Source organism: Pseudomonas izuensis, from assembly GCF_009861505.1.
Taxonomy (GTDB): Bacteria; Pseudomonadota; Gammaproteobacteria; order Pseudomonadales; family Pseudomonadaceae; genus Aquipseudomonas; species Aquipseudomonas izuensis.
In genome coordinates, this window is sequence record NZ_WTFT01000014.1 from 164842 (window position 1) to 182442 (window position 17601).

The following is a 17601-nucleotide window of genomic DNA, read 5'->3' on the forward strand; positions in this document are numbered from 1 at the left end:
CAAGCTTGCTCCTACAGGGTTTTGCGCTACTCAGTGCGGGGCGCGGGGGATGGTCTTGAGCAGGTCTTCGGGACTGATGTGGCCGACCACTGGCTGCGTGCTGCCCGGAAGCGGCAGGTCAAGGATGTGGCCCTTCATCTTGCCGATCACGTGCATCTCGCAAGGCTTGCAGTCGAACTTCAGGGTCAGCACTTCATCGCCGTGAATCAGCTGCATCGGCGCGACCTTGGTGCGCACGCCGGTGACGCCCTTGGCCTGTTTCGGACAGAGGTTGAACGAGAAGCGCAGGCAATGCTTGGTGATCATCACCGGCACTTCGCCAAGTTCTTCATGGGCCTCGTACGCCGCGTCGATCAGCTCGACCCCGTGACGGTGATAGAAATCCCGGGCCTTCTGGTTGTAGACGTTGGCCAGGAATGACAGGTGCGACTCCGGGTACACCGGCGGCGGATTGGTCTCGGCCTTGCGACCGCCCCGTGGGTGTGCCAGCAGGCGGGCCGCCGTCAGCGCTTCGATCACTTCGCGGCGCAAGGCCTTGAGCTGCGAGTTGGGGATGAAGAACGCCTGGGGAGCCTCGAGCTTGATATCGGTGGCGTGGTATTCGGTGGTGCCCAGTTGACCCAGCAGGTCGCGCAGTTGCTCCAGCGCTTGTTCCGGCTTGTTGGCCAGGCCGAACGGACCGTCCAGGGACACGCTGGCGCTGACGCCCTCCTCGCTGGTGGCGGTCAGTTGCAGGCGCTGTTCGTCCAGGCGAGCCACCCAAGCCAGGCCGATGCGACGTTCGGCGGAGGTCTTTTGCAGGGCTTGCTGCCAGTTGTGATCCAGGTTGCGGTTCAGCGGATGATTCGGGCGTAACGAGTGCAACCCTTTCGGCATCTCGTTGGGCTCGACGCGGTAGCGATAGCGCTTCTCGCCGTCCTCTTCGAACTCGCCTTTGGGTTCGGCGATGTTGGTCCGCCAGCCCACGACTTCGCGCTTGACCAACACGTTGAGGCCATCGCCGTTGGACAAGGGTTCCTGGGTGACCACGATCAGGTCGCGCTTGCCGACTTTTTCCACCACGCCCACCGGCAGCCCGGTGAAGGTCGGCGAGTCAAAGGCGCCGATATCGATCTTGCGGTCGCTGACGAAATAGTCGGTGCTGCCACGGTGGAAGGTCTTGTCCGGGTCGGGCACGAAGAAGTGCGCGGTGCGGCCGCTGGACGCGCGGGCCAGGTCCGGACGGTCTTCGAGGACCTCGTCCAGGCGCTGGCGGTAATAGGCCGTGATGTTCTTCACATACCCCATGTCCTTGTAGCGCCCTTCGATCTTGAACGAACGCACGCCGGCTTCGACCAGGGCACGGATGTTGGCGCTCTGGTTGTTGTCCTTCATCGACAGCAGGTGCTTTTCGTAGGCGATCACACCGCCCTTTTCGTCCTTGAGGGTGTAAGGCAGGCGGCAAGCCTGGGAGCAGTCGCCACGGTTGGCACTGCGTCCGGTCTGCGCGTGGGAAATGTTGCACTGGCCGGAGAACGCCACGCACAGTGCGCCGTGGATGAAGAACTCGATCGCCGCGTCGGTCTCGTCGGCGATGGCGCGGATTTCCTGCAGGTTCAGCTCGCGGGCCAGGACCAGTTGCGAGAAACCCGCCTGGTCGAGGAACTTCGCCCGCGCCAGGGTGCGGATGTCGGTCTGGGTGCTGGCGTGCAGCTCGATCGGCGGGATGTCCAGTTCCATCACGCCCAGGTCCTGGACGATCAGCGCATCGACGCCGGCATCGTACAGCTCGTGGATCAGCTTGCGGGCCGGCTCCAGCTCGTTGTCGTGCAGGATGGTGTTGATGGTGGTGAACACCCGGGCGTGGTAACGATGGGCGAACTCCACCAGGCCGGCGATATCGCTCACTTCGTTGCAGGCGTTGTGGCGGGCGCCGAAGCTCGGGCCGCCAAGGTACACGGCGTCGGCGCCATGCAGAATGGCCTCGCGGGCAATGGCGACATCGCGGGCGGGGCTGAGCAATTCCAGGTGATGCTTGGGCAAGGACATATGTTTTTTTAGTCAGGCTGTCACGGTCGAGGTGCGCATTGTAGCGGCGAAATGCCTGACGGGCACCCGTGTGCTGCCGGGTGGTGCTGGATTACCCAAATCCTTGTGGGAGCTGGCTTGCCAGCGATAGCGGTGTGTCAGGCGACATCAATGTTTGATGTGCCGATGCCATCGCTGGCAAGCCAGCTCCCACAGGGGTTGGGGGTGTTACCGGATCAGGCCTTGGCCGCCATGGCGACGACTTCCACCTTCATGCCTTCGACGGCCAGGGAGGCCACGCCTACGGCGGCACGCACCGGCCATGGCTTGGCGAAGTAGCGCTTGTAGACTTCGTTGAACGCGGCGCGGTCGGCCATGTCGGTGAGGTAGATGGTCAGGTGCATGACGCGATCCATGGAACTGCCCGCGCGCTCCAGCGCGACCTTGAGTGCTTGCAGGGTGCATTCGCACTGCAGGGTAATGTCGCCCAGCTCCAGGCTGCCATCGGCACGGGTCGGGATCTGGGTGGACATCAGGATGCCGTTGAACGCGGCGACGTCGGAGGAAATGGAGTCCTGGTCGGGATCGGGCGTGAAGACGATGTCTTGGTTGGCCATGGGGCACTCTTGTTTGAGGAGGTAAAGGGGGCGCAGTTTACCAGACGCCCCGCGACCATCGCTAAACCAGCGGCTGATGACTGGTCACGCAGTGGATACCGCCACCACCGGCCGCGATGGCATCAATGTTCAACTGCACCACCTCACGGTCCGGGTAGAGTTCAGACAGCAGGTCGAAGGCCTTGCGATCGGCCGCCTTGTCGCCAAACTCAGGCGCAATGATTGCCCCATTGATCACGAAGTAGTTGATGTAACCGGCGGCGAAATCCTGATTGCCGCGGTTGAACTTGCTCTTGCGCGGGTTCATTGGCGGCGACACGGTGTGCACCTGCAGCTTGCGCCCATCGGCATCCGTGGCGTTCTTAAGGATTTCCAGATGCGCACGGGTGACCTTGTTGTCATAGGACTCCGGGTCGTTGTCGAGGTTGGCGATGATTACGCCCGGCTTTACAAAACGTGCATAGAAGTCGACATGGGCGTCGGTAATGTCCTTGCCCTTGATGCCCGGCAGCCAAATGATTTTGCGCAGGCCCAGGCGCGCCTTCAGTTCTTGCTCGACCTCGGCCTTGCTCCACTGCGGGTTGCGATTGGCATTGATCCAGCTGCTTTCGGTCATGATCCCGGTGCCGTGACCGTCCACTTCGATACCACCACCCTCGCCCACCAGTTCGCTGCGGATATGATCGGCTTCTTCGCGGCGGGCAATCAGAGCCGCCACTTGCGCATCCTTGCCATGCCGCTGTTTGTTGCCCCAGCCGTTGAAGTTGAAGTCCACGGCGCCGAGTTCGCCTTTGCCATCAACGACAAAATTGGCACCGATATCACGCATCCAGATGTCGTCGAGCTCGGTGATGACGTAGGTAATATTGGCGTTACCGCAATGCTCTTCGGCCAGATCCCGCTCACTTTCGCGACAGAACACGGTGACCGCCTCATAACCGGCGATAGTCCGTGCGATCCGGCCGAGGGCGGCTTGCACGTCCGGGGTGAAGTCTTCCCAGATGGCGTCCTGAGCGCCGAAGGCGATGAAGGCCTGTTGATGTTTGTCACCTTCATCCGGCATGTACCAACGGCCCGCGCTGGCCGCCAGTGCTGATACGGATGTCAGGCCAAGGCCCATGAAAGCAGCTCCCACACCGGCGACAACCGATACCTGCTTGATGAATTCGCGACGCGTTGACATGCAATGGTTCCTGAAAATGAATAAAAACCCGGCCAACAAAACCGCCCCTGTAGGAGCAAAGCTTGCTCGCGATAGCGCCGGGTCAGTCAATGATGATGTCGACTGACACACCGCTATCGCGAGCAAGCTTTGCTCCTACGGAGTCAGCGCCGATTTCACTGGCCGGTAGCGGTCTTGAACTTGGTCCAGGTGCGCATGCGCGCCCGCATGTCGGCCTGGGGAATGTCTTTGCCGGGAATCAATCGAGCATAGGTGGCTTCATTGATGTAGATGTCCGGGTTGTCGCGCATCGAGGCATCGACGTTGGGACGGGCCTTGGCATTCGACGTTGGATAACCGGTGAAGTTACTGATGGCCGCCATGTTCTGCGGGCGCATGACGAAGTTGATGAACGCATAGGCGTACTCCGGATGCTTGGCATCGACCGGAATCGCCATGGTGTCCATCCATACCGTAGTGCCCTCACGGGGAATGCGGTACTGGAACCTGGTTTTCTTGCCGGCGGAATCCGAGGTGCGTTGCGCCTGGGTCATGTCGCCGCTGTAACCGAGGGACAGGCACAGGTTGCCGTTCACCAGGTCGGTCACCGGTTGCGACTGGAACTTGCGAATGTACGGCCGCAACCCGGCCAGCAGTTCGCCCGCCGCCTTCAGGTCTTCGGGCTTGGCACTGCGCGGCTCGCGACCGAGGTAGTTGAGCACCACTGCCAGCACTTCGTCCGGCGAGTCGATCATCGAGATGCCGCAATCGGCAAACTTTGCGGCCAATTCAGGCTTGAACAACATGTCCAGGCTGTTGACCGGGGCATCCGGCACACGCTGCTTGATCTGCTCGTCGTTATAAGTCACGCCGATGGTGCCCCAGGTGTAAGGGACAGTGGCCTGGCTCGAATGCTCGTATTGCCGGCGCAGCCTTTGCAGGCCGGGTTCGATGTCGGCAAGCTCCGTGAGTTTCGAGCGGTCCAGCGGCTGCAGGCTGCCAGCGCGCACCAGGCGCTCGGCCACGGTGTCACCGGGAAAGATCAGGTCATAACCGCTGCCACCGGCCAGCATCTTGGCTTCCAGCGTCTCGCTGCCATCCATGACGTCGTAGATCACTTTGATCCCGGTTTCGGCGGTGAACCGGCTCAGGGTGTCCTCGGCAAAATAGTCGGCCCAGTTGTACAGCCGCAGGGTTTTCTCCTCGGCGTGCAGCGAGGTCACCGCACAGGTAAAGGCCAATCCCAGGATGGCGGGCAACCTTCTATTGAATGTATGCATGTCAGACCCCTTGAGTATTCCAGCGTGCATTGAGGTGGCGACCGTCCTGGCTCAACAGTGCTCCGTACATGTCCGGACGGCGATCGCGGTAGATGCCCCAGCTCAGGCGTTCTTCGCGCATGGCCGCGAGGTCGAGGCTGTGCACCAGTACGCCCGTGCTGTCACGGTCGGCCTCGGCGAGCAATTTGCCCTTGTGGTTACAGATGAAGGACGAGCCGTAGAAACTCATCTGCAAGGCTGGATCGGTAGTCGCCGCTTCACGACCGACGCGATTGGAGGCCACCACCGGCAAGATGTTGGCGGCCGCATGACCGCGCATGGTCATTTGCCAGTGGTCGCGGGAATCCAGGCTGGCGCAGCCGGGTTCTGAACCAATGGCGGTGGGAAACAGCAGCACTTCAGCGCCCATCAAGGCCAGGCAGCGAGCCGTCTCGGGGAACCACTGGTCCCAGCAGATGCCCACGCCGATGCGCCCGAACGCCGTGTCCCAGACACGGAAACCGGTGTCGCCCGGGCTGAAATATTCCTTTTCCTGGTAGCCAATGGCGTTGGGAATATGGGTCTTGCGATACACCTCCAGCAAACGCCCATCGGCATCGGCCACGCACAAGGAATTGAAGTACGCATTGCCGGCCTTCTCGAACCAGCTCAGCGGCAACACCACGCCCAACTCCCTGGCCAGCGCGGCGAAGCGCTTGAGCACGGGGCTGTCGCGAAACTCCTGGGCCAGTGCCAAATGCTGGTGACTTTGCTCGATACAGAAATACGGCGTGGCAAACAGCTCCTGCAACAGGATGACCTGCGCACCTTTGGCCGCCGCCTCACGCACCAGTTGCTCGGCCAGATCGAGGTTGTGTTGCAGGTCCCAGGTGCAGGGCATCTGGGTGACAGCAATGGTCAACAGGGTCATGGCATTAACCCTCCACCGGCCAGGCCGGCTGTTGCTGAGTAATGCAATGCACACCGCCACCGCCATGGGCCAGATGATTGATGCGCACCGGCACCACCTCGCGCCCCGGGAACGCCTTGCCCAGCACCTCGGCGGCCGCGTGGTCGGCTTCAATGCCGTAGGCCGGCATGATGATCGCGTCGTTGACGATGTAGAAGTTGGTGTAGGACGCGCAGAACACTTCGGCTTCAGGGTCCACGGCATCGCTGGCTTCATACAGTTCGATCAGTTCGAACTTGCGTCCCTTGGCATCAGTCGCCAATTCCAGGGCTCGGCGGTTCTCTTTGGCCACTTCGGCATACACCGATTGCCGGTCATGCGTGGCGTCCACCAGCAACACGCCTGGGCGGGCGAATGCGCACACGCCATCGACATGGCCGTCGGTCATATCGCCGGTGACGTAGTCCGGATCACCCGGCAACCAGATGGTCTTCTTCACGCCCAGCAGACGCGCAAAGATCTCCTCCATCTCTGCCTTGTTCATCCCCGGGTTGCGATTGGGGTTGAGCAACACCGATTCGGTGGTGATCAACGTGCCTTCGCCATCGACGTGAATAGCCCCGCCCTCGTTACTCAAGTGCGTGCCGAAGCACGGCAAGCCCAGGTGATTGAGCGCACGCCGCGCCAGGCCTTCGTCCAGATCATGGGCCGACTTGCCGCCCCAGGCATTGAAGCGCCAGCTCACCCCGGCCAGGCCTTGCTGCGGGTGGCAAACGAAACTCGGTCCGGAATCGCGGCACCAGCTGTCGTTGACCGGCAACTCGATCAGTTCGATGTTCGGTCCACACAGGGCTTTGGCGCTGGCTACGGCAGAGGGATCAACGACCATTTTCACCGGTTCGAAACGGGCAATGGCGTTGGCCACGCCCGCGAAATCTTCTTGCACCTGAGCCAGGGTCACGCGCCAGCCCGACTCCCAAAGAGCCTGGTTGTGCGGCCAGACCATCCAGGTCGCGGCATGGCGGACCCACTCCGCAGGCATCATCCAACCGGTGTTTAGATTTTCGTTCTGCAGCATGATAAAAAGCCCCATTAGTTAAGCCATTGTGTTCAACAAAAACTGCCTTGTTGGTCTTGGCTTGCATGCTACGGCTGTAAAAACGGGCAAACAAACGATGGATTTTGTAGAGAAGTGATTAGGGGAACTTATCAATATGCTGAAGCACTGGCCGCCACTGAGCACCCTTCGCGGCTTCGAAGCCGCCGCCCGACTGGGCAGTTTTCACAAGGCTGCCGCCGAATTGCACCTCACCCAGTCGGCCATCAGCCAGCAGATTCGCAGCCTTGAGGCGTACCTCGAGCAACCGCTGTTTTTTCGCAGCGGACGCAGTGTCAGCCTGACCGACGCGGGGCATGATTTGCTCAGCACCACCCAGGCCCTGCTGCAACAACTGTCCGTGGGCATTCGCCGTCTCGGGCAGTATCAGAAACCCAATCAACTGGTGCTCAACACCACCCCGGCGTTCGCTCGCCACTGGCTGTTGCCACGCCTGGGGGATTTTCGCCGCCGGCATCCGCAGGTCGATCTGTGGATTTACAGCACCAATGAAGTACCGGACATGGCCACCCAGACCATCGACATCGCGGTGCGCGATGACATCAGTTCCCAGGCCGAATGCAGTTTCAAGGTGCTGTACGCCGACCGCCTCTACCCCGCCTGCCACCCGGACCTTTTGGCGCAATCGCAGGCACAGCGCACCACCCTGCACGGCGAACGGGAAATGGATTGGAGTCACTGGGCGGTGGAGGCCGGCATCGATGTCGGCCAGCAGGATCAGGGGCTGAACTTCTCCGACCCCGGCCTGCTGCTGGACGCCGCGTGCGCGGGGCTCGGTATCGCGCTGGTGAGCCAGTTGCTCAGCCGGCAGGCTCGTGCCACCGGCCTGTTGCAACCGCTGGTGGAGCAAACCATCCGCGGCCCGAACTGGGCGCTGTTGACCCATCGCGACAGTGAAAGCAATGCGCGGGCTTTCAGTGAATGGTTGATCGAAAACCTGGAGGAGACATAACCCCTGTAGGAGCCGGCGTGCTCGCGATGGTCGTTAACGATAACGCTGGCTGCCTGACACTCCACGGTGCTTGTGCCTCCATCGCGAGCAAGCTCGCGCCTACAAAGCGCCTGCGCGTCAGTGACGGGACATCAGGCCATGCAGGACACCGAACCGCAAACCCGGCTCGGAAGGCGTCATGTGGGTGATGCCGAAGACCTTGAATGCCGCCAGCATGAGCACCAGGCCGCCCGGCAGGATGCTCAGTCGATGGGCTGGCAGCCCTGCCAGCCGCAGCTTCTTGACATGCCCGATTTCCAGCAGGCGCAGCGACAATCGCAACAGGCCGCTGTAGGTAATGCCCCGTTGGCCGAAATCGTTCAACCCGTTGGCGTTGAGCACTTTGGCCAACATGCGCGCAGTGCCTGAAGAGCCGATGGTCTGCTGCCAGCCCTTGGCACGATAACGCCGGGCGACCTTGTCAAAGGCCAGCGTGGCGACGCGCTCGGCTTCAAGCAATGCCTGAGCAGTAATGGCGCCGCCCGCAAAGTAGCGCATCCCAAAGGTGCCGCTGCCGATGGCAATGCTTTCGGTGACCAGGGGTTGCGCGCCGCGCCCCAGAATCAACTCGGTGGACCCGCCACCGATGTCCACCACCAGGCGCATGCTGTCTGCCCCCGGAAGCGTATGGGCGACCCCGGCGTAGACCAGATGGGCTTCTTCCTGCCCGGAGATGACATCGATACGAAACCCCAGATGGCGTTCCGCGCTGGCCAGGAACAATTGAGCATTGTCCGCTTCACGCACGGCACTGGTCGCGACTGCCCGTACTCGCCCGGCTTCAAAGCCGCGCAATTTCTTGCCGAAACGCGCCAGCGCCTGCCAGCCCCGATCCAGCGCCATTTCGTCCAGGCCCCCGCCTTGAAACCCCTCCGCCAGACGCACAGGCTCACGCAGGGTTTTGACTTCCTGGATCATGATCTGTCGGTTCCGTTTGACCTGCTGGCCAATCATCATGCGAAACGCATTGGAGCCCAGGTCAACGGCTGCAAACAGGGAGGCGTCTCCTTTCATGGTAGGGATTCCTGGCAGTTTCATCAGCCCCTGGACGGAGTTCCAAGGGGCGCTAAAGGCGGTTTGCGCCGATCCTGCCATGGGGTTGGTGACACCCTGATGACAGCCGGACAAATTCAGTTACCTTCTGTCCACCATCATCTGTCCGTCACCACGCCGTCACACGCACGGGCCTAGCATGGGCACTTCCATCTTCGTGGGGAGTGATGACCATGCCGCTGACCAACGACACCCTGTTGCAACGTATTCACCGCGAACTACTCGATCACAGTGACGAGGAGCTTGAACTGGAGCTGCTGGAGGACGATCACGACCTCGAAGCGCTGTTCGACGACCACCTCGGCGACAGCCCCGAAAAGCAGGAGCGACGCCGCTACTTCAGCGAGCTGTTCCGCCTGCAGGGTGAACTGGTGAAGTTGCAGAGTTGGGTGGTGAAAACCGGGCACAAGGTGGTGATCCTGTTCGAAGGACGCGACGCGGCAGGTAAAGGCGGTGTGATCAAACGCATCACGCAGAGGCTCAATCCCCGGGTCTGCCGGGTCGCCGCCCTGCCCGCGCCCAATGATCGCGAACGCACCCAGTGGTATTTCCAGCGCTACGTCTCGCACCTGCCGGCCGCGGGCGAAATCGTCCTGTTCGACCGCAGTTGGTACAACCGCGCCGGCGTCGAGCAAGTCATGGGGTTCTGCAATGCGGACCAATACGAAGAATTCTTTCGCACCGTGCCCGAGTTCGAACGCATGCTCGCGCGCTCCGGCATCCAATTGATCAAATACTGGTTCTCGATTTCCGACCAGGAACAGCACCTGCGCTTTCTCAGCCGCATCCATGACCCGCTCAAGCAATGGAAACTCAGCCCCATGGACCTGGAATCCCGCCGTCGCTGGGAGGCCTACACCAAGGCCAAGGAAATCATGCTCGAACGCACCCATATCGCCGAAGCGCCGTGGTGGGTGGTACAGGCCGACGACAAGAAGAAGGCACGGCTCAACTGTATCCATCACTTGCTGGGACAAATGCCCTATGAAGAGGTGGAACTGCCGGTGATCGAACTGCCGGAGCGCGTGCGCCAGGAGGATTACTCGCGTAGCCCGACGCCACCGGAAATCATCGTGCCGCAGGTTTACTGACGACCGGGCGTCAACGCGTCATGAATCTGTAACCTTGCTGCCGCAATACTGACGCCATATACCGCGTGCTTTTTTCCCGCCGTCCTCCTGGACGGCTTTTTTTTGCCTGCTCCACCCTGTAGGAGCGAGCCTGCTCGCGATGGACGTCAACGATAACGCGGGGAATCAGACAACCCGTGTCGTCCAGGCGTCCATCGCGAGCAGGCTCGCTCCTACAGGGTTTGTGTATCAGGGATCGACCTGCCCCATCAGTTCAGCCACCGACTCCTGGCGTTTTGCATAACGCTGGGCCAGCACCGCACAGACCATCAGCTGAATCTGATGGAACAGCATCAGCGGCAGGATCAACACGCCGATGGTGCTGCCGGCGAACAGCACCTGGGCCATGGGCACGCCCGTGGCCAGGCTTTTCTTCGAACCACAGAACAGGATGGTGATGCGGTCTTCCTGATTGAAGCCAAACGCCTTGCCGAGCACGGTGGACGCCACCAGCACCAGTCCCAGCACCACGCAGCACGCCACCACCAGCCCCGCCAGGTCCCGCAGCGGAATCTGATGCCAGATGCCTTCGTTCACCGCCTCGCTGAACGCGCCGTAGACCACCAGCAGAATCGAGCCCTGGTCAACGAACTTCAGCCAGTGCTTGTTACGCCCCACCCAGGCGCCGATCCAGCGCCGCGCAATCTGCCCGGCAATGAACGGCAGTAATAACTGCACGCTGATCTTCACGATGGCATCGACCGTCGAACCGCCGTCGCCGTGCACATTCAGCAGCAGGGTTACCAGCAACGGCGTGAGGAAAATCCCGAACAGGCTGGAGGCCGCCGCGCTGCAAATCGCCGCCGGAATGTTGCCACGGGCCAGGGACGTGAAGGCAATCGCCGACTGCACGGTGGCGGGCAGCGCACAGAGGTAGAGCATGCCCATGTACAGGTCAGCGCCGATCATCGGTGACAGCACCGGCTTGAGCGCCAGCCCCAGCAGCGGGAACAGCACGAAGGTCAGGCTGAACACCAGCAGATGCAGGCGCCAATGGCCAGCACCGGCGATGATCGACTCGCGGGACAGCTTGGCGCCGTGCAGGAAAAACAGCAGGGCAATGGCGACGTTGGTCAGCCAGCCAAAGCCCACCGCCACCTGTCCGCTGGCGGGCAACAAACTGGCGATAAGCACCACGCCGATCAGGGCCAGGGTGAAGTTGTCGGGCAAGAAACGAGGGCGAGTCATTGGGGGTCATCCGGAGTTGCCAGGAATGTAGCTTCGACTCTAACGCCCATCGCGGTTGCCGGCTAACGCTAGTAAGCCAGTGGATAGCGCCTAACGGACAAATCCCCCTGTAGGAGCAAAGCTTGCTCGCGATGACGGCAGCACAGCCAACATTGATGCCAGCTGAACCACCGCTATCGCGAGCAAGCATTGCTCCCACATCGGATCGCTCGTACAGGAGTTCAGCCCCATTTCATCGCCTCCCGACGAGAAACCCGTTCAAGACTCTTGCGCAACCGATATTATGGTATACCATCATACGCACAGACACTTTCCATCCTGATACGGAGCAGCCCATGAGTTTCGAAATCCGCAAGATCGTCAGCTATGTCGAAGAGACCTTCATCGAAGGCGGCAAGGCCACCGATAAACCCGTGACCATGGTCGGCCTGGCTGTCGTGATGAAAAACCCCTGGCTGGGCAACGGCTTTGTCGAAGACCTGAAACCGCAAATCCGTGCCAACTGCTCAGACCTCGGCGCGCTGATGGTTGAACGCCTGGTGGGCATCATCGGCGGTGCCGAAAAAATCGAGGCCTATGGCAAAGCTGCAGTGGTCGGCGCCGACGGCGAAATCGAACATGCGTCCGCTGTCATCCACACCCTGCGCTTCGGCAACCACTACCGCGAAGCGGTCAAGGCCAAGAGCTACTTGAGCTTCACCAATAAGCGCGGCGGCCCGGGCACCTCGATCCAGATTCCGATGATGCACAAGGACGACGAAGGCCTGCGCTCGCATTACATCACCCTGGAAATGCAGATCGAAGACGCGCCTCGCGCCGACGAAATCGTCGTGGTCCTGGGTTGCGCCGACGGCGGCCGCCTGCACCCGCGCATCGGCAACCGTTACATCGATCTGGAAGAGCTGGCGGCCGAAAACGCCCAGTAACACCGGCTCGGGCAACTACAACAAAAAGGTATGCAGGAGCGCTCCATGATTCGGCTCACCGCTGAACGCACCCCGGCTGGAACCAGTTACCTGGCGACCGGCCAAGGCCAGCCCGTGGTCTTGATCCACGGCGTGGGCCTGAACAAAGAAATGTGGGGCGGCCAGATCGTTGGCCTGGCCACGCAATACCGCGTCATTGCCTACGACATGCTGGGGCATGGCGCCAGCCCGCGCCCGGAAAGCGGCACGCCTCTGCTCGGCTATGCCGACCAGTTGCTGGAGCTGCTCGATCATTTGCAATTGCCCAAGGCAGCGGTGATCGGTTTTTCCATGGGCGGGTTGGTGGCGCGGGCTTTTGCCCTGCATTACCCGCAACGCCTGCAGAGTCTGGTGGTGCTCAACAGCGTGTTCAATCGCACCGCCGAACAACGCGCCGGCGTGATCGCCCGCACCAGTCAGGCCGCCGAACACGGGCCGGACGCCAACGCCGAAGCGGCGTTGTCACGCTGGTTCAGCCGTGAGTACCAGGCGGCCAATCCGGCGCAGATCGCCGCGCTGCGCCAAACCCTCGCGCAGAACGATCCGCAGGGTTACCTGACCACTTATGAGCTGTTCGCCACCCAGGACATGTACCGCGCCGATGACCTGGCCAACATCCAGGTGCCGACGCTGGTCGCCACCGGCGAACTGGACCCGGGCTCAACCCCGGACATGGCCGAGCAACTGGCCCGGCGCATACCCGGCGCGACGGTTGCCGTACTCGCCGAACAGCGACATATGATGCCCGTAGAATCGCCGCGCCTGGTCAACCAGCTGTTGCTGGAGTTTCTCGACACTGCGCACTCCCGACAAAACCATATAAAGGGGATCGTTGCATGACACTCGCACGCTTCCAGATGTGCATCGGCGGTGAATGGGTCGATGCCCTCTCGGGCAAGACTTTCGAAAGCCTGAACCCGGCCCTGGCACAAGCCTGGGCAGAACTGCCCGATGCCGACGAAGCCGATGTCGAGCGCGCCGTGCAGGCTGCGCAGACTGCGTTCGACAGCCCGGCCTGGCGCGGTTTGACCGCCACCGCTCGCGGCAAGCTGCTGCGGCGCCTGGGTGACCTGATCGCCGAAAACAAGGAACAACTGGCGCAGCTGGAAAGCCGCGACAACGGCAAGCTGATCCGCGAAACCCGTGGCCAGGTCGGCTATCTGCCGGAGTTTTTCCACTACACCGCAGGGCTTGCAGACAAGCTCGAAGGCGGCACCCTGCCGCTGGACAAGCCGGACCTGTTTGCCTACACCGTGCATGAAGCCATGGGCGTGGTCGCGGCGATCATTCCGTGGAACAGCCCGCTGTACCTGACCGCAATCAAACTGGCCCCGGCCCTGGCCGCGGGCAACACCATCGTGATCAAGCCGTCCGAGCACGCCTCGGCGACCATTCTCGAACTGGCGCGCCTGGCCCTGGAAGCCGGCATCCCTCCGGGCGTGGTCAACGTCGTCACCGGTTACGGCCCAAGCACTGGCGCGGCCCTGACCCGCCATCCGCTGGTTCGCAAGATCGCCTTCACCGGCGGCGCAGCCACGGCACGGCATGTGGTGCGCAGCAGCGCCGAGAACTTCGCCAAGCTGTCGCTGGAACTGGGCGGTAAATCGCCGAACATCATCTTCGCCGACGCCGACCTCGACAGCGCGATCAACGGCGCCATCGCCGGGATCTACGCCGCGTCCGGACAGAGCTGCGTGTCCGGCTCGCGCCTGTTGGTGCAGGACGAAGTCTACGATGAGTTCGTCGGCCGCCTGGTGGAACGCGCCCAGCGCATCCGCATCGGCAACCCGCAGGAAGACAGCAGTGAAATGGGCCCGATGGCCACCGCGCAGCAACTGGCGGTGGTCGAAGGCCTGGTCGCCGATGCCATTGCCGAAGGTGCGCACCTGCGCCTGGGCGGCAAGCGTCCGGCCAACCTCGGTGACGGCTGGTTCTATGAACCGACGCTGTTCGAGTGCGACCGCAACTCGATGAAGATCATGCAGGAAGAAGTGTTCGGCCCGGTGGCTTCGGTCATCCGCTTCAAGGACGAAGCCGAAGCGCTGGCCATCGCCAACGACTCGCAGTTCGGCCTCGCCGCCGGCATCTGGACCCGCGACCTGGGGCGTGCCCATCGCCTGGCCCGGGACGTGCGTTCGGGGATCATCTGGGTCAACACCTACCGCGCCGTGTCGGCCATGGCGCCCATCGGCGGCTTCAAGAACAGCGGCTATGGACGCGAAAGCGGCATCGATTCGGTGCTGGCCTACACCGAGCTGAAAACGGTGTGGATCAACCTCTCCCAGGCGCCCATGCCTGATCCGTTTGTGATGCGCTAGGAGTCCTGCGAAATGATCGAACCCGGCATTTACAAAGACGTCATGAGCTCGTTCCCGTCCGGCGTCACGGTGGTCACCACCCTGGACCCGGCCGGCGGCATCGTCGGCATTACCGCCAGTGCCTTCAGTGCGCTGTCGATTGACCCGGCACTGGTGCTGTTCTGCCCCAACTACGGCTCCGACACCTACCCGGTGCTGCGCGACAGCAAGCAGTTCGCGATTCACCTGCTGTCCGCCGACCAGACCGCCGAGGCCTATGCGTTCGCCGGCAAGGGCAAGGACAAAGCCAACGGCATCGACTGGCATTTGAGTGCGCTGGGCAACCCGATACTGGCCAAGGCCACGGCTATCATCGAGTGCGAACTGTGGCGCGAATACGATGGCGGTGATCACGCCATCATCGTCGGCGCGGTGAAGAATTTGATCCTGCCGGAGCAGCCGGTGACACCAATGATTTACCACAAGGGCAAGCTGGGGCCGCTGCCCACACTGGCCTGAGAAAACAATGCAAAACCCTGTGGGAGCTGGCTTGCCAGCGAAAGCGGTAGATCAGTCAGCATTGATGTTGACTGTGATCAAGTCATCGCTGGCAAGCCAGCTCCCACAGGGGCTGAGTTGAGGCAAACAACATGAGTAACGAGAAGTATGAACAGGGCCTGAAAATCCGCACCCAGGTGCTCGGTCAAGCCTACGTCAACCGCTCCATCGAGAACGCCGACGACTTCACCCGCCCCTTGCAGGACCTGGTCACCGAGTACTGCTGGGGCCACGTCTGGGGCCGTGAGGGTTTGTCGCTCAAGGAACGCAGCATGATCAACCTGGCCATGATCTCGGCCCTCAACCGCCCGCACGAACTCAAGCTGCATGTGCGCGGCGCCTTGCGTAACGGCTTGAGTCGTGAGCAAATACGCGAAATTCTGCTTCAGGTCGGCATTTATTGCGGCGTCCCGGCGGCCGTGGACAGCTTCCGGCTCGCCCGTGAAGCCTTCGCCGAAGCCGATGCCGAGGCCTCCAGTTAACCCTCGGCTGTTTGATCTGAACGCGCGCGGTCGATGCCCGTTCTGCAAGGACAGCCACATTTAGAGCGTACCCCATGAAACGCCTGCCACTCGACGACAGCTTCAAGGTCAATCGCAACCCCGTTACCCTGCGCGAAATCGTGCTGGATAAACTGCGAAGCGCCATCATGAACTTCCAGCTTCTGCCGGGAGATCGTCTGGTCGAACGCGATCTGTGCGATCGCCTTGGCGTGAGCCGCACCTCGGTACGCGAGGCCTTGCGTCACCTGGAGTCCGAAGGGCTGGTGGAGTTCGCCGACGCCAAGGGGCCGCGAGTCGCCATCATCACCCTGGCCGATGCCGTCGACATCTATGAACTGCGTTGCGTGCTCGAAGGCCTGATCGTCCAGTTGTTCACCCTGCGTGCCAAGGCCAAGGACATCAAGGCCCTGGAAAAAGCCCTGGAGGTCAACCGCCAGGCGTTGAAGGAAGGTGAACTGCAGCAAGTCATCGACTCCGTCCAGGGTTTCTACGACGTCCTGCTCGAAGGTTCCGGCAACCACGTCGCCGCCACCCAATTGCGCCAGCTGCAGGCGCGGATCAGTTACTTGCGCGCGACCTCGGTGTCCCAGGAAAACCGTCGCGGCGCCAGCAACCAGGAAATGGAACGCATGGTCGAAGCGATCAAGAGCGGCGATCCCCTGGCCGCCCACCAGGCCTGCGTCGACCACGTCCGCGCCGCCGCCACCGTCGCCCTCGATTACCTCAAGCGCCAGCAGGAAGAGACCGGGGCAATCCCCGAGATCACCCAGCCCATCGCGCTCAAAGAACCACGCATAGGCCGCTGATCATGTTCAGCCCGAGCTTTTGTCCAAAGTGCGGCGGCCATGACCTCAGGTCACAGCTGCCACCGGGCGATACGCACGAGCGCCTGATGTGCCGCGGCTGTGGCTACATCCACTACGTCAATCCGAAAATCATCGCCGGCTGCATCATTGAGCAGGACGGCAAGTATTTGCTGTGCCAACGCGCAATCCCGCCGCGCCCCGGCACCTGGACACTGCCGGCAGGCTTCATGGAAGCCGGCGAGACCACCGAGCAGGCGGCGTTGCGCGAGGTCTGGGAAGAGAGCGGCGTACGGGGGGAAATCCTCTCGCCCTACTCGATCTTCAGCGTGCCGAAGATCAGCGAGGTGTACATCATCTTCCGCGCCATCGCCCTGGAAATCACCGGCCAGTTCGGACCGGAAACCCTCGCCTGCAAATTCTTCGCGCCCGAGGACATTCCCTGGGACAGCATCTATTACCCGGCCATCCGGCAAATCCTCGAACGCTACATCGAGGAACGCCAGGCCGGGGTCTATGGCATTTACATCGGCAACGACGACAGCGGCAAAATCCACTTCATCCGCTAGCTTGACCCTGCACACCCTGTGGGAGCAAAGCTTGCTCGCGATAGCGGCGGTACAGTCAACATTAATAGCGAATGACCCACCGCTATCGCGAGCAAGCTTTGCTCCCACAGATAATCAAACCGGCGCCACCCCCTCGACGATAACAATCTCCGCCCGCCCCGCGCCCTCACGGTGCCGCTTCGCCTCCTGATACTCCGGCGACCGGTAACAGGCCAGCGCCTGCTCATACGAGTCGAATTCGATCACCACGTTACGCTGCGCCCCTTTCCCTTCCAGCGCTTCGCTGCGCCCGCCCCTGGCCAGCATGCGCCCACCGTACAAGGCGAAAGCCGCCGGTGCCCGCTGGGTGTATTGGCTGTATTGATCGGGATCGGTGACATCCACGTGAGCAATCCAGTATGCCTTCATAGTGACCTCCTCAGTATTCTGTAATATGGTATACCATACTATATTTCCATCAATCACTGAGAGT

General features: G+C 61.7%; 18 protein-coding genes. 9 read left to right on the forward strand and 9 right to left on the reverse strand.

Going from position 1 to position 17601, the window contains the following annotated elements; genetic code table 11:
- Positions 1-30: 30 nt before the first annotated feature.
- The 6 genes from GPL81_RS15070 to GPL81_RS15095 form a co-directional block, all read right to left on the reverse strand.
- On the reverse strand, positions 31-2028 hold the full coding sequence (locus tag GPL81_RS15070) for a peptidase U32 family protein (protein WP_160107395.1): 1998 nt from the start codon (positions 2026-2028) through the stop codon (positions 31-33).
- A 215-nt stretch (positions 2029-2243) separates the two neighbouring features.
- On the reverse strand, positions 2244-2624 hold the full coding sequence (locus GPL81_RS15075; protein WP_096510334.1) for a RidA family protein: 381 nt from the start codon (positions 2622-2624) through the stop codon (positions 2244-2246).
- A gap of 61 nt (positions 2625-2685) precedes the next feature.
- Complete coding sequence (locus GPL81_RS15080) at positions 2686-3807, reverse strand: agmatine deiminase family protein (protein ID WP_160107396.1); 1122 nt, start codon at positions 3805-3807, stop codon at positions 2686-2688.
- A gap of 155 nt (positions 3808-3962) precedes the next feature.
- A complete protein-coding gene (locus GPL81_RS15085; RefSeq protein WP_160107397.1) occupies positions 3963-5066 on the reverse strand; it encodes an extracellular solute-binding protein in 1104 nt (367 codons plus the stop codon).
- A 1-nt stretch (position 5067) separates the two neighbouring features.
- Positions 5068-5976: an N-carbamoylputrescine amidase gene (gene aguB, locus GPL81_RS15090; protein ID WP_160107398.1), complete on the reverse strand. Its 909-nt coding sequence runs from the start codon at positions 5974-5976 to the stop codon at positions 5068-5070.
- 4 nt (positions 5977-5980) lie between these two features.
- Positions 5981-7033: an agmatine deiminase family protein gene (locus tag GPL81_RS15095; protein ID WP_096515313.1), complete on the reverse strand. Its 1053-nt coding sequence runs from the start codon at positions 7031-7033 to the stop codon at positions 5981-5983.
- A gap of 136 nt (positions 7034-7169) precedes the next feature.
- On the opposite strand from GPL81_RS15095, the gene GPL81_RS15100 reads away from it, so the two are divergent.
- Complete coding sequence (locus GPL81_RS15100; protein ID WP_160107399.1) at positions 7170-8024, forward strand: LysR substrate-binding domain-containing protein; 855 nt, start codon at positions 7170-7172, stop codon at positions 8022-8024.
- A gap of 117 nt (positions 8025-8141) precedes the next feature.
- On the opposite strand, the gene GPL81_RS15105 is transcribed toward GPL81_RS15100, so the two are convergent.
- On the reverse strand, positions 8142-9077 hold the full coding sequence (locus tag GPL81_RS15105; RefSeq protein ID WP_160107400.1) for a Ppx/GppA phosphatase family protein: 936 nt from the start codon (positions 9075-9077) through the stop codon (positions 8142-8144).
- A 212-nt stretch (positions 9078-9289) separates the two neighbouring features.
- Between GPL81_RS15105 and ppk2 the strand changes: the two genes are divergently transcribed.
- Complete coding sequence (gene ppk2, locus GPL81_RS15110; RefSeq protein ID WP_096510327.1) at positions 9290-10207, forward strand: polyphosphate kinase 2; 918 nt, start codon at positions 9290-9292, stop codon at positions 10205-10207.
- Positions 10208-10435: 228 nt separating this feature from the next.
- Here ppk2 and GPL81_RS15115 read toward each other — a convergent pair whose 3' ends face one another.
- Positions 10436-11434: a bile acid:sodium symporter family protein gene (locus tag GPL81_RS15115; protein WP_160107401.1), complete on the reverse strand. Its 999-nt coding sequence runs from the start codon at positions 11432-11434 to the stop codon at positions 10436-10438.
- Positions 11435-11769: 335 nt separating this feature from the next.
- Between GPL81_RS15115 and GPL81_RS15120 the strand changes: the two genes are divergently transcribed.
- From GPL81_RS15120 to GPL81_RS15150, 7 genes are all read left to right on the forward strand, one after another.
- A complete protein-coding gene (locus tag GPL81_RS15120; protein ID WP_008019719.1) occupies positions 11770-12360 on the forward strand; it encodes an amino acid synthesis family protein in 591 nt (196 codons plus the stop codon).
- A 45-nt stretch (positions 12361-12405) separates the two neighbouring features.
- Positions 12406-13239, forward strand: a complete 834-nt coding sequence (locus tag GPL81_RS15125; protein WP_160107402.1) for an alpha/beta fold hydrolase — start codon at positions 12406-12408, stop codon at positions 13237-13239.
- Positions 13236-14717: an aldehyde dehydrogenase gene (locus GPL81_RS15130; protein ID WP_160107403.1), complete on the forward strand. Its 1482-nt coding sequence runs from the start codon at positions 13236-13238 to the stop codon at positions 14715-14717. The genes GPL81_RS15125 and GPL81_RS15130 overlap by 4 nt, the downstream gene beginning before the upstream one ends.
- A gap of 12 nt (positions 14718-14729) precedes the next feature.
- Entirely contained in the window at positions 14730-15215 is a 486-nt protein-coding gene (locus tag GPL81_RS15135; RefSeq protein ID WP_160107404.1) for a flavin reductase family protein, read from the forward strand.
- Between the two features lie 131 nt (positions 15216-15346).
- The gene (locus tag GPL81_RS15140) at positions 15347-15736 is read left to right on the forward strand and encodes a carboxymuconolactone decarboxylase family protein (protein ID WP_160107405.1); all 390 of its coding nucleotides are present in this window, start codon (positions 15347-15349) and stop codon (positions 15734-15736) included.
- A 74-nt stretch (positions 15737-15810) separates the two neighbouring features.
- On the forward strand, positions 15811-16563 hold the full coding sequence (locus tag GPL81_RS15145) for a GntR family transcriptional regulator (RefSeq protein WP_121103424.1): 753 nt from the start codon (positions 15811-15813) through the stop codon (positions 16561-16563).
- A 2-nt stretch (positions 16564-16565) separates the two neighbouring features.
- Positions 16566-17129, forward strand: coding sequence for an NUDIX hydrolase (locus GPL81_RS15150; RefSeq protein WP_160107406.1), 564 nt, complete (start codon positions 16566-16568; stop codon positions 17127-17129).
- 114 nt (positions 17130-17243) lie between these two features.
- Here the strand turns inward: GPL81_RS15150 and GPL81_RS15155 are convergent, their stop codons facing one another.
- Positions 17244-17537, reverse strand: a complete 294-nt coding sequence (locus GPL81_RS15155; RefSeq protein WP_160107407.1) for a DUF1330 domain-containing protein — start codon at positions 17535-17537, stop codon at positions 17244-17246.
- Between the last annotated feature and the right edge of the window lie 64 nt (positions 17538-17601).